The organism is Sphingomonas sp. (genome assembly GCF_041661825.1).
Classification (GTDB): Bacteria; Pseudomonadota; Alphaproteobacteria; order Sphingomonadales; family Sphingomonadaceae; genus Sphingomonas.
Genome location: NZ_JBAZTU010000001.1, coordinates 1,308,005 through 1,320,505 on the forward strand (window position 1 = coordinate 1,308,005; position 12,501 = coordinate 1,320,505).

General features: G+C 65.8%; 12 protein-coding genes. 8 read left to right on the forward strand and 4 right to left on the reverse strand.

The genetic code is table 11. From position 1 onward, the window contains the following. Positions 1–29: 29 nt before the first annotated feature. Complete coding sequence (locus WC729_RS06035) at positions 30–1,256, forward strand: acetyl-CoA acetyltransferase (protein WP_372850549.1); 1,227 nt, start codon at positions 30–32, stop codon at positions 1,254–1,256. Further along, positions 1,253–2,044, forward strand: a complete 792-nt coding sequence (locus WC729_RS06040) for a DUF1295 domain-containing protein (protein WP_372850551.1) — start codon at positions 1,253–1,255, stop codon at positions 2,042–2,044. The genes WC729_RS06035 and WC729_RS06040 overlap by 4 nt, the downstream gene beginning before the upstream one ends. Here the strand turns inward: WC729_RS06040 and WC729_RS06045 are convergent. From WC729_RS06045 to WC729_RS06055, 3 genes are all read right to left on the reverse strand, one after another. Then, on the reverse strand, positions 2,041–2,685 hold the full coding sequence (locus tag WC729_RS06045; protein WP_372850553.1) for a hypothetical protein: 645 nt from the start codon (positions 2,683–2,685) through the stop codon (positions 2,041–2,043). The genes WC729_RS06040 and WC729_RS06045 overlap by 4 nt on opposite strands. A gap of 18 nt (positions 2,686–2,703) precedes the next feature. Then, the gene (locus WC729_RS06050; RefSeq protein ID WP_372850555.1) at positions 2,704–4,170 is read right to left on the reverse strand and encodes a carotenoid oxygenase family protein; all 1,467 of its coding nucleotides are present in this window, start codon (positions 4,168–4,170) and stop codon (positions 2,704–2,706) included. Positions 4,171–4,236: 66 nt separating this feature from the next. Further along, positions 4,237–5,124: a metallophosphoesterase gene (locus tag WC729_RS06055; RefSeq protein WP_372850557.1), complete on the reverse strand. Its 888-nt coding sequence runs from the start codon at positions 5,122–5,124 to the stop codon at positions 4,237–4,239. Between the two features lie 206 nt (positions 5,125–5,330). Here WC729_RS06055 and WC729_RS06060 point away from each other — a divergent pair, with 206 nt between their 5' ends. The 6 genes from WC729_RS06060 to WC729_RS06085 all read left to right on the forward strand — a co-directional run bounded on the left by WC729_RS06060 (position 5,331) and on the right by WC729_RS06085 (position 11,363). Then, positions 5,331–5,864 carry an RNA polymerase sigma factor gene (locus WC729_RS06060; RefSeq protein ID WP_372850559.1) on the forward strand — a complete coding sequence of 178 codons (534 nt, stop codon included), beginning with the start codon at positions 5,331–5,333 and terminating at the stop codon, positions 5,862–5,864. Then, complete coding sequence (locus WC729_RS06065) at positions 5,861–6,790, forward strand: FecR family protein (RefSeq protein WP_372850561.1); 930 nt, start codon at positions 5,861–5,863, stop codon at positions 6,788–6,790. The genes WC729_RS06060 and WC729_RS06065 overlap by 4 nt, the downstream gene beginning before the upstream one ends. Before the next feature lie 115 nt (positions 6,791–6,905). Beyond that, positions 6,906–9,920, forward strand: a complete 3,015-nt coding sequence (locus tag WC729_RS06070) for a TonB-dependent receptor (RefSeq protein ID WP_372850563.1) — start codon at positions 6,906–6,908, stop codon at positions 9,918–9,920. 100 nt (positions 9,921–10,020) lie between these two features. After that, a complete protein-coding gene (locus WC729_RS06075; RefSeq protein ID WP_372850565.1) occupies positions 10,021–10,632 on the forward strand; it encodes a peptidylprolyl isomerase in 612 nt (203 codons plus the stop codon). A 91-nt stretch (positions 10,633–10,723) separates the two neighbouring features. Then, positions 10,724–11,143 (forward strand): hypothetical protein, encoded by a 420-nt coding sequence (locus WC729_RS06080; RefSeq protein ID WP_372850567.1) that lies wholly within the window; start codon positions 10,724–10,726, stop codon positions 11,141–11,143. 64 nt (positions 11,144–11,207) lie between these two features. Beyond that, positions 11,208–11,363, forward strand: coding sequence for a hypothetical protein (locus WC729_RS06085; protein ID WP_372850569.1), 156 nt, complete (start codon positions 11,208–11,210; stop codon positions 11,361–11,363). A 78-nt stretch (positions 11,364–11,441) separates the two neighbouring features. Here WC729_RS06085 and WC729_RS06090 read toward each other — a convergent pair whose 3' ends face one another. Beyond that, the gene (locus WC729_RS06090; RefSeq protein WP_372851023.1) at positions 11,442–12,428 is read right to left on the reverse strand and encodes an aldo/keto reductase; all 987 of its coding nucleotides are present in this window, start codon (positions 12,426–12,428) and stop codon (positions 11,442–11,444) included. Positions 12,429–12,501: the final 73 nt, after the last annotated feature.

A 12,501-nucleotide genomic window follows, 5' to 3' on the forward strand; every position in this document is an offset into this window, starting at 1 on the left:
AAAGCGGTCGCGAGAAGGGGAGAGCGGGTTTGGTCTATATCCTGGGCGGATGGCAGAGCGACTTCGCGCGCACCTGGAGCCGCGAGGGGATCGATATCGCCGATGCCTTTGTCGAGACGGTACGGCACGGCCTCGACGCGACCGCGCTCGATGCCGACGAGGTGGAAACTGGCCATGTCGGCAACTTCACCGCTGAGCTGTTCGCTGGGCAGGGCTTGCTCGGCGGGTTCTTCGGGCTGGTCGATCCGGTGTGGGATGGGCTGCCGACCGCGCGGCACGAGGCCGCCTGCGCCTCGGGCAGCGTCGCGCTGCTCGCGGCGACGGCGGAGATCGAGGCGGGGCGATACGACCTCGCCTGCGTCGTCGGGATCGAGCAGATGCGTAACGTGCCCGGGCGGGTGGCCGCACAGCATCTGGGGGCGGCGGCGTGGAACGGGCACGAATATGGCGATGCCGAGTTCGTCTGGCCGCGCGCCTTTTCCGATCTCGCCGAGGAATATGACCGCCGGCACGGCCTGAAATACGAGCACCTGATGCGCATCGCCGAGATCAATTTCGGCAATGCCAAACGCAACCCCAACGCCCAGACGCGCGGCCACAGCTTCACGCCGGCGCATTTCACCGCCGACGACGAGGCCAATCCGGTTGTCGAAGGACGGACGCGCAAGATGGATTGCGGACAGGTGACCGACGGCGCAGCCATGGTGTTCCTCGCTTCGCCCGAGCGCGCCGCCGAATACGCCCGCAAGCGCGGCGTACCGCTGGAGAGCCTGGCACGGATCAGCGGCTGGGGGCATCGCTCCGCGCCCATCCCTTATGCGGCGAAGGTGCGGGCGAGCGAGGGCGAGCCCTATGTCTTCCCGCAGGTCCGCCGCGCGATCCTCGACGCGCGAACGCGGGCCGGGGTGGATATCGCGGGCGTAGACGCGGTCGAGACGCATGACTGCTTCACGGCGACCGAATATATGGCGATCGACCATCTCGGCCTGACCGGACCTGGCGAGTCCTGGCGGGCAATCGAGGACGGATCGATCGAGATCGGCGGGCGGATGCCGGTCAACCCGTCGGGCGGGCTGATCGGGCTTGGCCATCCGGTCGGGGCGACAGGGGTGAGAATGCTGCTCGACGCGGCGAAGCAGGTGACCGAAAGAGCGGGCGATTATCAGGTCGAAGGGGCACGTCGCGTGCAGACGCTCAATATCGGCGGATCGACCACCACGACCGTCAGCTTCATCGTCGAGCGCACGGCGGCATGACCGCGGTCATCCTGCTCGCCACCAACGCAGCGTTGCTGGTCGCGCTGTTCGTCCTGCTATGGCTGATCTGCCTGAAGACGCGCGACGTGACGCCGATCGACAGCGTCTGGGCGCTGGGCATGGTGTTCCTCGGCGCGGCGAGCTTCCTCCACACCGGCGGCGACCCGACGCGCAAGGCCTTGCTGCTAGGCTTGTGCGCGGTGTGGGGGGTGCGGCTCGGCTTTTATCTCCTCTGGCGCTGGCGCACCCAGGGGCCGGACCGGCGCTATGGCAAGATGTTCGCCATGGTGGAGGAAGCCAAGGGCTGGGGTTTCGCCCGGGCCTCGCTGCTGCTGGTCTTCGCGACTCAGGCGCCGTTGCTGTTCATCGTCTGCCTGCCGGTGCAGCTCGGCCAGATCGATGCCGGGCCGCCGGTCGGTCTGTTGGGCCTGGTTGGCGCGGGCGTCGCAATCGCCGGCATCCTGTTCGAAAGCGTGGGCGACTGGCAGCTGGTGCAGTTCCGCCGCGATCCGGCCAATGCGAGCAAGGTGCTGGCGACGGGGCTGTGGCGCTACACGCGGCACCCCAATTATTTCGGCGATGCGCTCACCTGGTGGGGCCTGTACCTGATCGCCGCCGAGAGCGGGTCGGGGATCTGGGCGCTGCCCGGGCCGGCGCTGCTGACCTGGACCTTGATTCGATGGTCGGGCGTGCCGACGATCGAGGGGCGGCTGAAGCGCAAGCGGGCGGGCTATCAGGATTATGTGCGGCGCACATCGGGGTTCGTGCCGTGGTGGCCGAAGGCCTAGCCCACCGCGCCAACCCACGCTTCTGTCGTGTCGCGCAGGTGAGTCAGTTTCGCACCTACCCCCACGCGCCAGTGCGGTTGCTCCACGCCGTCGAGAAGACGAAGCGCCTCCTCCACCTCGGCGAGATCCCCCTCCGGCGAGCCCAGATATCCCAACGGCAATTCATGCTGGGCATTTTCGACATGCCCCACCACCCAATCAATAAAGGCCCGGCGAGCGCCTTGATGATCCGGCGCGAGTTCGATCGCTCGGCGGAACCAGTCGAGCGGACCTGGCTCGTTCTCCGATACCGTCCAATCGCCGTACCGGCCTTTGAGGAAATATGCCTCGGCGTCGTCGGGTTCTCGATCGCGCCACTCATCCACGGTTGGGACGATGATCCGCGCGATCACCGGCTGCGGCGTCAATAGTCGCGAATCCACCAACCCATTGGGCGCCGTTACCCAGCGGACAAAAGCGCGCCGATGATCGAAGTGCCCTTCTTCCGTCGATACAATGAACCGATCGAGCTGCTCGAGCGCCTCCCGTCGTCGCCCGCTCGCACGCAACCGGCAATAGTCGGCGAACGCGCTCGACACATCTTTAGTGTCGGGCGCGTCCGCTATTGCCGCGAGAGCATCCAGATCGGCGTTGTAGGGCACAGGACCGTCGCGCGAGCCTTATCGCGCCGCTCGCAGCACAGCCCGTTCCGCCCAATGCGCATGCGTGCCGCTGCAAATCTTGTGCGGCAGCGCGATGCGGCAAACCGGGCCGTCCTCGAATCGCTTGCAGTCGATCAGCACGCATTCGGAGGTGCCGCGGTTCTCGTCGATGATGAAACTGACGAGATAGCCGTCATCCTCGTCGATTGCGCCGGTGCGCGGTGCGAAGGGGGCTTCGCTGGCGTAGCGGCCGTCTTCCAGCATCAGCTCCCAGGAGTCGCCCGTCTCCAGGTCGTGCTTGACGAAGCCGTTGAACAGGAACCAGCCCGGCTTCGAGGTGGTCGAATAGATGTAACGATGCTTCCGCCCGGCGACACGCTGGTTGATCATGCCGAATTCGAGGATGCGCTCGTCCAGCCGCTCCTCGCGGGTCGTGCCGTCGGCCAGGTTGAAGCGCCAGCGGTGCAGCTTCGGGCGGAAGCTGTGCTCGTCGACATAGGCCATGAGATGCCCATACCCATCGGCATTCTCGAGCGGCGCGGGCGTCGGATCCTCCTGGAAATAGCCGTCCATCACCACCTCGTCGCCTTCCTCATAGGCGTTGAGGAAATGGAGGACATAGGTGGGCTCGGCCTCGAACCAGCGGATTTCGTCGGGACCGCCATGGCGCGGGATCAGTGCGAAGCGGGCGGGCACGCCCTCGTGCAGGCGGGCGGCGTGGATATCGCGCTTGAGCAGGTCGGCATCCCAGAACACCGGCAGGTCGTTCATAATCGACCAGTTCTCGCTGAAGGTCATGTCGTGCGGCAGGCGCGGGCCCGGGAGCGGCACGGGGATATAGTGCGTCAGCCGTTCGTCCCGATCGACCACGCCATAGTGCATGAAGGGCGCGTGCTTCGAGTAGTTGAAGAACATCAGCTCGCCGGTGCGGTCGTCCACCTTGGGATGCGCCGAGATGCCGTCGAGCGGGACCCAGGGCGCTATGCCGTGCTGCTCGAGCGTCTCGGGATCGAGCACATAGCCTTCGCCGCACTGGTAGAAGGTCGAAATCGCCTTGCCGGCATGGACGATGATGTCGGTGCTGCTGCTGTCCTTGAGCGACCCATGCGCGCCAAAGCCGGGGCGAAGCGAGGTGCCGGCTCGATCGGCCAGCCCGCCCCAGAGCGACCCGCCCGCTTCCTGCTCGGCCTGGAAGCAGCGGGTGCGCACGAAGCGGTTGCGATAGGAAGCCGTGCCGTTCCGGAAATCGATCTGGTGGATCATTCCGTCGCCGTCGAACGGGTGATAGCGGCCGAGCGGCTGGTGGAGCTGGTTCTCGGTATTGCGCAGATAGACGCCGTCGATGTCGTCCGGAATCACGCCCTCGATCACTTCGAGGTCGATCGCCGTCACTTCCTCATGCAGCGGCGTCCAGGCCCCGTTGAGATAAGGGTGGTTGCTCGGGCGCAACGAGCCCTGCACGGGCGCGCGGTCGACGATCTGCATGGCGGTTCCTCTCCACGGCACCTGACTCAGTCAGTCTAGGCATGGAAATCGGGATCGGCCAGAGCGTCACCGCAGCGGGAGCGTCATGTCCTGTTGCCGCCCCGTGCCGTGCACCACGACCTTGTCGGCGAAGAAATCGAGCCGGGCATAGGAGGTCTCCTCCGTGTCGAGCATCGCCTTCAGGTTGACATAGTGGATGCCGGCGCGGGCGCCGTAATTGCCGTCATGGTTGTGGCCGTCGAGCCAGATCTTCGCGGAGGGGTGGCGTTCGAGCAGCGCCATCACCGTCGAGGCATTCCACAGATTATGCGGGTTCTCGGGATAGAGCGGGAAATGGTTGAACAGCATTGCCTTCAGCCCGCGCTTGTCGGCCTCGGCGAGTTGCGCGTCGATCCAGTGGAGCTGGGCATCGCCGATGCCGCCGTCCCATAACGGCTTGTCGGCATAGAGCGCGGCATGTTTGTCCATGCTGGTTTTCAGCTCGGCGCTGCCCTCGGGCCAGGCATAGCTGCTGAGGTCGTTGCCGTCCGTGACGATGAACATCCAGCCATGCTGCACGAAGCTGTGATAGCGCGCCTTCATGCCGAGCTTGGCCGGGACCAGCGGCTTGTGCGCGTCGTCGATCGCGAATTCGTGATTGCCCAGCACGAACTGCCAGGGGTGTTTCAGCTTGCGGGCGACCGGCAGGATCAGATCGTAACTCGCCCAGTCGCGGTCGATGAAATCGCCGAGATGGACGACGAAGGCCAGCCGCCGCCGGCTGAGATCGGCGACCGCGGCGGCGAGCTTTGCCGGAGTGGTGTGGTAGAGACGCTGGCCGCTATCGGGCTCGACCGCATATTGCGCATCGGCGATCGCGCCGATGCTGAACAGCGGCCGTTCCGCCTGTTGGGCGGGGGCCGAGCCGGCCAAAGCGAGCGCTGCCATCGTCGCCATCAGCATCGCCCTGCGCATGATCCACTCCTGTCACCAAAGGGCGGGGCCTTAAGGGCGGCGCGTTACAGTAAAGCGACGGGCCTGCGCTTCATCCGCGCGACTGTCACTTATGGGTCATGGAGCGCGCCTAGAGGGACGGGACTCGTGTAGATCCAGGGACGGGAGCGACCAATGACCGGCATGCCGCACCGCCGCGCCCTGCCCGCCCTTGTCGGGTGCAGCCGATGAACGAGCTGTCGCCCATCGCCGCGCGCGGGCTCGCGCGGGACGAGATCGACCTGCGCCACGCGCTGCAGCGCTTCGTCGAAGGGCGGCTGCGCGATCGCAATGACGGCGAGGATATCGTCCAGGAAACCTATGTCCGGCTCTACAGCTATCGCCGCACCCGGCCCGTGGTGGATGTCGGTGCCTTCTGCTTCGCCGTGGCGCGCAACCTGGTGTTCGACCATCTGCGCCGCCGCCAGGCCCAGCCCCAGACCGCCGAGCTGGCCGAAGACATTGCCTGCCCCCAGCCTCGCGCCGAGGAAATCCTCGATTATCGGCAGCGCGTCGATATCCTGGTGCGGGCGCTGAAGGTGATGCCGCCGCTGCGCCGCGAAGTGTTCCTGCGCCGACGGCTCGACGGGATTCCGGCGGCGGTGATCGCGAACGACCTGCAGCTCAGCATTTCGGCGATCGAGAAACATTGCAGCCGAGCGCTGGCCGATCTGCGCGCCGCGCTCGAACGGCGCGGCCTTCCCGCGGGAGCACGCGCATGAGCCGCCGCAGCGCCCTGCGCGATGCCGCCCGCTGGGCGCTGACCGAAGACGAGGCACCCGCCACGCCGCCGCCGCTCGCCGGTGCGGTTCAGGCGACGCTCGACGATCCGGCCCTGGCGGAAGCGCTGGAGCAGTCGGCGGGGTTCGGCCGGCTTTCCGATGGCGACATCCTGGCGATGCGCGCGGCACGCCGTCGGGGGATTGCGACGCTCGGGACGGCGGTGCTGGTCGCCGCGGTGGGCGTCGGCGGCTGGTCGAGCGGGTGGTTCCTCGGCGCTCCGGCCCCGATCGTCGCGCATTACGAAACCGCGCGCGGACAGCAGAGCGACGTGACGCTTGCCGATGGATCGACGCTTCATCTCAACGGCGCGACCAGCCTCGACGTGACGATCGACGACAAAAAGCGGCACGTCGCGCTCAACCGGGGCGAGGCCTATTTCGACGTCGCGCACGAAAAGACCCGTCCGTTCATCGTCCAGGCCGGTGCCTCGTCTACGCAGGTGCTCGGCACTGCCTTCGATGTCGACATGGCGCGCGGCGAGGTGAAGCTCGCGGTGTATCGCGGGCGCGTGCGGTTCGGCGGCGTCGGGGCCGGCGCACGGAGCGTCGAGGTACCGGCGGGCTGGCGCTCGCGCTTCGAGGGCGGGGTCGCGCAGGCGCCGACGCGCTTTGATGCGACGCAGCAGGATTGGCGGCAGGACTGGCTCGACACCGATAATATGCGGCTCGCCGACCTGGTGGATGCGCTCAACCGGCGCGGCGGGCCGATGATCCTGGAGCCGTCGCCAGCCTTGGGCAAGATCGCCCTGTCCGGCCGCTTCAAGCTTGATAAACCACGGCAATTGCTTGGTGCGATCGGCGGCGCCTATGGCTTCGAAGTGGTGGACGAAGGCGACAAGCTGCGGCTCGAGCCGGCGGCGGAGTGAGTACCGCTTTCGTCACGCCAATGTCATTGCACTGCAACAAAATTCTTTTGTCCGGACCGGGTGCCCAACCCCGTCCTCCGTCCGAGGCGAACAGACGCCTGAGCGGAGGAATATCATGGATCGCACAAAGGGACTTTCATTGATCGCGCTGGCAGCGGCGCTTGCCGCGCCTGCCATGGCGCAGGCCAAGCCTGTCGAGGGTACGCTGGCACGGCAGATGCGCTTCGACATCGGCGCGTCGGACCTGCGCACCGCCATCTCGCAATTCTCGCGCGCGACGGGCGTGCAGGTGATCGTGGCGCCCGACGTCGTGGCGAAGCGCCGCACCGCCGGCGTGCGCGGCGCGCACAGCGTCCGCGAAGCGCTCGACCTGATGCTGCGCGGCACCAACCTGTCGGCATCGATCAGCGACGGCGTCGCAGTGCTGAAGCCGATTGCGGCCGCACCCGCCGCCCTGCGCCGCCCCACCCATGCCGTGCGCGAGATCGCGCAGGTCGAGACTGCGGGCGCCGCGCCTGAGCAGGAAGCCATCAGCGAGAGCGACATCGTCGTGTCGGGCTATCGCCAGAGCCTCACCCGCGCGCAGGAACTGAAGCGCGCCGCCGTCGGATCGGAGGACGATATCCTGGCGCAGGATATCGCCGCCTTTCCGGACCTGAACCTGGCTGAATCGCTCCAGCGCGTCGCCGGCATCACCATCACGCGCGATTCGGGCGAAGGCCGCCAGATCGCGCTGCGCGGCCTCGGCGCCGAGTTCACCCGCACCCAGCTCAACGGCATGGAAGTGCTGGGCAACACCGCATCGGGCATGGACAATCGCGGCGGCGTCAGCCGGTCGCGCTCGTTCGATTACAGCCTGTTCGCGTCCGAGCTGTTCAACCGCGTCTCGATCCAGAAATCCTATGCGGCCGAGCAGGACGAAGGCGGCATCGCCGGCACGGTCGGACTGAACACCGCCAAGCCGTTCGATTACAGCGGCTCGAAGATCGTCGTCTCGGCCAAGGGCCAGACCAACACCAACACCAGCGGCATCACCCCGCGCGTCGTCGGCCTCGCCTCGGGGCGCTGGGGCGATTTCGGGGCGCTCGTCTCGGTCGCGTACAGCCAGATCAAGAGCAACGAGTACGGCTATCGCAACTGGGGCTGGGGCACCGTAAAATATGCGCCCGGCAATATCGGCCCCAATATCGACGCCGCGACCTCGCAACTGCTGCAATCGGGCAACATCGTGGCACCCCAGGCTGAATCACCTTCGACCTGGTACACCGACCGCAAGCGGCTGGGCGTCACCTCCTCGTTGCAATATCATCCCGGCGACCGGTTCACGCTCGACGTCGACTTCCTCTATGGCCGGTTGTGGGATTACCGCGACGACTACGCCATCGCCAGCGCCGGCAGCAACGCGCTGACCGGTTCCGCGGTCAGTGGCAGCCAGATCATCCAGTCGGCGGTGATCGACGGCAACACGCTGCGCGCGGCGAGCTATACCGGCATCGACCAGCGTTCCGAGCACCACATCGTCAAGAACCACACCGATTTCTACCAAGGCGTGGCCAATGCGAGCTGGAAGGTGACCGACCGGCTGACGATCAACGCGCTGGGTGGATACGAAGAATCCGATTTCAGCCAGCCGGTGTTCGACAAGGTGTTCATGGAGGCCAAGAACATGGCCTTCAGCTTCGACACCCGGCCGACCATCCCGGTCAACACCTATGGCAAGGACCTGACGGACCCCAACAACTGGACGCTGCAGCGCCTGGACGTGCAGGAGAACGGGATCACCAGCAAATATGCCAATGGCAAGCTGAGCGCTGCCTTTGCGGCGACCGACGCACTGACCTTCAAGGCCGGCGGCGAGTTCAAACACTTCAGCAACAGCGGCTATATCTACGTCAACAAGGTGTTCCACAACGTCCCGGCGAACCTGGCGATTCCGAACAATCTGAAGGACGTGATCGGGCGGGATTCGCTGCTGCCCTATATCGTCGGCAATGTGGACGGCGTGTATGCCTATGTCGGCGATCCACGGGATCTGTCGGCGAAGTTTCTGCAAGCCGGCAGCGACTATCTGGTCGACGAGAAGACCTGGAGCGGCTTTGCCCAGGTTGATCTCGACACCCAGGTCGGCGGCATGCGCCTGCGCGGCAATGCGGGCCTGCGCTATTATTCGACCGACCTGACCTCTTCGGGCCATCTCACTGCGCCGGTGAACGGGATGAATACGCTGGTACCGGTGGAGATCGGGACCAACAGCCATGGCTGGCTGCCCGCCGCCAATTTCGCGCTCGACGTCGCCAAGGATGTGGTGGTGCGCCTGAGCGCGAGCCGCAACGTCAACCGCCCGGCGCTGGGCGACCTGGCGGCGGCCGGCACGCTCACTACCCGGCCGAACGGCGGGAGCGCCAGCTTCGGCAATCCCTTCCTGAAGCCGTACAAGGCGACCTCGATCGAGGGTTCGATCGAATATTATATGGATCGCACAGGCTTCGCTTCGGTGGGCTTCTTCTACAAGCATATGGACAGCTTCATCACGACGAGCAGCACGACGATCCCGTACAGCGAGACGGGTCTGCCGCTGTCGCTGCTGATCCAGGATCAGACCGGCGCCACGCCCTATGATGTGAGCCGGCCCGTCAATGGGCCGGGCGCGGATATCAAGGGCATCGAAGTGGCGGTCCAACACGACTTCACCTTCCTGCCGGCGCCATTCGACCATCTCGGCATGGTCGCCAACGGCACCTGGTTCGACGGGCACCAGAAGGCGATCTACAAGGTGGGGGACATTACCAGGATCGAGACCCTGCCGCTGCTCAACCTGTCCAAATGGGCGGCGAACATCACGCTCTATTATGAGGACAAGGACTGGGGCGTGCGCGTGTCGGACGCCTATCGCAGCCAGTATCTGACCAATACCGGCAATACCGCCAACACCGGCGACGGCATCAAGGGCACCAACAACATCGACTTCCAGGCGCATTTCAACATCACGCCGAAGATCCGGCTGGTGGCCGAAGGCATCAACCTGACCAATGAGGCGATCCGTCAGTTCGCCGACATCAATGCCGACCGTAGCGAGGTCTACACGACCAGCGGCCGGACCTTCACCTTCGGTGTGAGCGCCGAGTTCTGATGCGCATGCCCCCGCGCGGCCGATGCGCGCGGGGGCAGCCATCCGGGGTTTGGCATTCGGCGGCTTGGCAGAGCGCGCGGCGACGCTCTAGGCTGGAGCCATGTTCAAACGATTCGCCACGCTCGCCGCCCTGCTGCTGGGTATCGGCACTGCCACCGCGCAGACCGCCACGCCCGCAGCGCCACCCGCTACCGTCCGCGTGGTGCTGACCACCAGTGAAGGCCCGATCACGCTCGAGCTGGAGAAGGACCGCGCGCCGAAGACGACCGCGAACTTCCTGCATTATGTCGACACCAAGCGCTTCGACGGAATCACCTTCTACCGCGCGATGAAGCTCCAGCCCGAGCTTGGCCTGATCCAGGGCGGCCTGCGCAACGACCCGCGCAAACTGTTCCCGCCGGTGCCGCACGAGCCGACCACCCAGACGGGCCTGACCAACAAGGACGGCGTGATCTCCATGGCGCGGGACAAGCCGGGCAGCGCGACCGCCGACTTCTTCATCGCGATCGGCGACCTCTCTTCGCTTGATGCTAAGCCCGACCAGCCCGGCGACAATCTTGGCTTCGCGGCGTTCGGGCATGTGATCGAGGGGATGGACGTGGTGCGCCGCATCGGCACGGCCCCCACCTCCCCCACCGAGGGCGAGGGCGTGATGAAGGGGCAGATGCTCGCGCCGACGATCCGGATCATTACCGCCCGCCGCGTACCCTGACCAGAGGGGCCGAATCGGCTCCGTGACTCATCGCCGGTTCAGCAACGATATGGTATGACCCTCGCCAACACTCAAACGAACGAGGGTCCCTATGCGTATCTCCTCAATGCTACTGGGCGCCGCGCTGATCGGCATGGGCGCCACGGCACCGGCCACGGCACGCGACCACCGCGAAAACAGCAAGGCCGAGGCTCAGCTCGCCAAGGCGCTCGAAGGCCGCGTCGCCGGCAAGCCGGTGAGCTGCATCAGCCAGCACAACATCACCTCGTCGACGGTCTATGACGGCACCGCGATCGTCTATCGCATCGGCAGCACGCTGTACGTGAACCGTCCGCGTGTCGGGCAGACGTCGCTCGACAGCGACGACATCCTGGTCAGCAAGACCTTCGGGTCGCAGCTGTGCAGCCTCGACACGATCAAGCTGGTCGACCGGGCAGCGCGTTTCCAGACCGGCTTTGTCGGCCTGGGCGAGTTCGTGCCCTATGCCAAGCCGAAGGCCGTAAAGGGCTGATCGCATCCGGCGGCGTCTCCGGTCTCGCACCGGTGACGCCGCCGCCCATTCCGGAGCCCGCTGCGTGACCGATTCGACCGACGACCTGATCATCGACACGCCGGACGGGCCGATGACCTTCGCCGCATGGAAGAAGAAGCATCCGGTGCAGATCCCGTCGCGGCGGACCAAGGGCAAGGACCTGCCGGTGAAGGTCAAGCGCTTCACCGACAAGCCCTGAAACTGGGGCGGATCGACCATTCAGCCGTCTTATTCCTCTCCAGTGGGAGGAGGCGGTCTGTGTGAATGTCGATCTGCCCTAACGGTCGAGCATCGCCATCCCGGTCTTACCGTACCGTTCGCCCGCGACGACGCCGGGGCGCAGCGCTTCGTCGAGCCCGGCCAGCTCCGCTTCGCTCAGCGCAATATCGGCTGCGGCGACATTCTCCTCCAGATAGGTACGCCGCTTGGTGCCGGGGATCGGCACCAGATCATCGCCCTGATGGAGCAACCAGGCGAGCGCGATCTGACCCGGCTTCGCGCTTTTCGCCTCGGCCAGCGCGCGCACCGCATCGGCGGCGCGCATGTTCGCGGTGAAATTCTCACCTTGAAAGCGCGGATCGCCGTGGCGGAAATCGCCCTCGGGATAATCCTCCGCCCGCATCGCCGTGCCGGTCAGGAAGCCGCGGCCAAGCGGGCTGAATGGCACCAGCCCGATGCCGAGCTCGCGCAACACGGGTAGGATCTCCGCCTCGAGCCCGCGTTCCCACAGGGAATATTCGCTCTGCAATGCCGTGACCGGCTGCACCGCGTGCGCGCGGCGGATATTGGTCACGCCCGCCTCGGACAGGCCGAAATAGCGCACCTTGCCCTCGCGGATCAGCGCGCCGACGGTGCCGGCGACATCCTCGATCGGCACGGCGGGATCGACGCGGTGCTGATAGAGCAGGTCGATATGGTCAGTGCCGAGCCGCCTGAGCGAGGCTTCGGCAACCTCGCGGATGTGCTCGGGCCGACTGTTCACGGCGCCGGTGCGGTTCTCATGCTGCAGGTCGAAGCCGAACTTGGTCGCAATCATCACCTTGTCGCGTTTGCCCTGGAGGGCGCGACCGAGCAGTTCCTCGTTCGTGTAAGGGCCATAGACTTCGGCCGTGTCGAACAACGTCACACCCAGGTCGATCGCGCGGTGAATCGTGGCGATCGATTCCGCATCGTCGAAGCTGCCATAGGACTGGCTCATCCCCATGCAGCCCAGGCCCAGTTCGGAAACCTCAAGACCCTGACTCCCAAGGGCGCGTCGCTTCAGCATCTTCTGTCTCCGATCATGGGTGTGCAGCGGATATGGGAGACGCCACCGCGCAAGAAAACCACACGAGCGC

Bases quoted from the DNA above. Each gene is read 5' to 3' on its own strand.
- WC729_RS06040 (WP_372850551.1), top strand. From the start codon at position 1,253: ATGACCGCGGTCATCCTGCTCGCCACCAACGCAGCGTTGCTGGTCGCG.
- WC729_RS06050 (WP_372850555.1), bottom strand. From the start codon at position 4,170: ATGCAGATCGTCGACCGCGCGCCCGTGCAGGGCTCGTTGCGCCCGAGC.
- WC729_RS06055 (WP_372850557.1), bottom strand. From the start codon at position 5,124: ATGCGCAGGGCGATGCTGATGGCGACGATGGCAGCGCTCGCTTTGGCC.
- WC729_RS06060 (WP_372850559.1), top strand. From the start codon at position 5,331: ATGAACGAGCTGTCGCCCATCGCCGCGCGCGGGCTCGCGCGGGACGAG.
- WC729_RS06065 (WP_372850561.1), top strand. From the start codon at position 5,861: ATGAGCCGCCGCAGCGCCCTGCGCGATGCCGCCCGCTGGGCGCTGACC.
- WC729_RS06070 (WP_372850563.1), top strand. From the start codon at position 6,906: ATGGATCGCACAAAGGGACTTTCATTGATCGCGCTGGCAGCGGCGCTT.
- WC729_RS06075 (WP_372850565.1), top strand. From the start codon at position 10,021: ATGTTCAAACGATTCGCCACGCTCGCCGCCCTGCTGCTGGGTATCGGC.
- WC729_RS06080 (WP_372850567.1), top strand. From the start codon at position 10,724: ATGCGTATCTCCTCAATGCTACTGGGCGCCGCGCTGATCGGCATGGGC.